The 1,616-nt window shown below is 32.6% G+C and carries 2 protein-coding genes; both read left to right on the top strand.

The window, feature by feature from the left end; translation table 11 throughout:
* The coding region (locus tag P8V03_RS18920) for a hypothetical protein (RefSeq protein WP_318799363.1) at positions 1 to 524 on the top strand (524 nt) is incomplete at its 5' end.
* A 10-nt stretch (positions 525 to 534) separates the two neighbouring features.
* Positions 535 to 921, top strand: coding sequence for a hypothetical protein (locus P8V03_RS18925; RefSeq protein ID WP_318799364.1), 387 nt, complete (start codon positions 535 to 537; stop codon positions 919 to 921).
* Positions 922 to 1,616 lie beyond the last annotated feature (695 nt).

A 1,616-nucleotide genomic window follows, 5' to 3' on the forward strand; every position in this document is an offset into this window, starting at 1 on the left:
CAGCTACAATTGTGGTGGCAGCAGTAGTAGCTATAGCATCTCCAGCAACTTTTGCAGCGGCCGTAACTATGGGAACTACGGTGATAACAAGAGGTGCTCAGATTGCACAAAGGGTTGGGCAGAGAGCTGTTCAGGTGGCAAGTAGAGTTTCGCAAACTGTATCAAGGTTTGTTCTAAAGGGGAGCAAAGTTGTCACTAAACGAGTTAATAAACCAAGCAATGCTACTAAAGTTATAAGAAATCAAGAAATAAAATCTCCAAATCCTGTAAGAGCAAAGGATGCAGCTAGGTTATGGGATGAATTTTTGGGGGAAGGCCCATATACAAATATTCACCCTATAACAGGTCAAAGTGACCCTGACAGAATATTCTCTTCAGGAGGATTAAGAAGTATACGTTTTGGACTACATGAAATGAGTAAGATGGGTACAGGTAAGTTTCATTATCATGAAGAAATCTGGGTTTATGATATCGTTACAGATACAATGAATTATTACAATACTCTTAGAAGGGTACAGAAGTAAGGAGGAATTTATGAAAATAAGTATAAGATGTATAAGAAAAAATACACATGGAGAATTGGAAGTTGTGTTTTTTTCTGAATATGGTGAATGTGTTGGAATATGGCATGGAAATGAACCAAAGTTAAAAGATTATTTTGTGGAAATAGACATACCAAGTCCTATTACAGAAATAAAAGTAGTTAATGAGAAAAAGCATTGTATGCAATTGAAAGATAGAAAAGTAAGGATTAGTGGTATTTTTGAAAGTTATGATGATGATGGATACGCCACATTAAGATTAAAAGACAGCATAGTATGTTTTGAAACTAATTATAATGAAAATTTGGTTAACATGCTTGGGAAATTTGTAGAAGTTAATGTTGATTATATAGATATTTATGATGAAATGGTAATATAAATAAAGAGAAAAAGGCTGTAAAAATATAGTTTTGAGACTTTCTTCTTTAGAGTATGGAAATACTGTGTTAGCTAGAGGAGTTCAAGTTTTGCAAAGAGTAGCACAGAAAGCTGTATAGATATAAAGTACGATTTTTCAGTATATGAATAAAATCAGTGGAAAGAATATAATTAGTAAAGATGCAAATATAATTAAGCTACTTCAACAACATCACTTTTTACTAATAAGAATAAAGCTTGTACTCCTTGGCTTGAGGAAATAACAAGTAAATATAATTTAAAACTAAATGAACCTTAGAATAAGGAATTAATGATACATCAAAGAAAGAGTTTGTTAACAAGCAGAAAATTGATTCTAGTTTTCTTCCAATGGGTTAAATCTCATAGCCATCAACCTAAGTAATATCAAGGGTTGATGGTCTTTTATTTTAAAGTAAGACTTTACAGGAGCAATTACCGCTGTTGGAAGTAACCCTTACGGAAACTACAGTTTATCAGGAACTTTAGATGACTTTGCATACAGCAGAAAGGCTTTGATTGATAATGACATAAAAGATCTCTACAACAAAGTTATGCCAGAGGATAGAGGAACTATAGTTACTAACAGCTACACTTATGAAAAGGATAAAATAAAAACAATTTCTCATAATGGCTTCAGCTATAGATTTGAATATGACAATTTAGGAAATACTAGGC

Source organism: Clostridium tanneri (assembly GCF_033659955.1).
GTDB classification, from domain to species: domain Bacteria; phylum Bacillota; class Clostridia; order Clostridiales; family Clostridiaceae; genus Clostridium_AM; species Clostridium_AM tanneri.

Bases quoted from the DNA above. Each gene is read 5' to 3' on its own strand.
- P8V03_RS18925 (WP_318799364.1), top strand. From the start codon at position 535: ATGAAAATAAGTATAAGATGTATAAGAAAAAATACACATGGAGAATTG.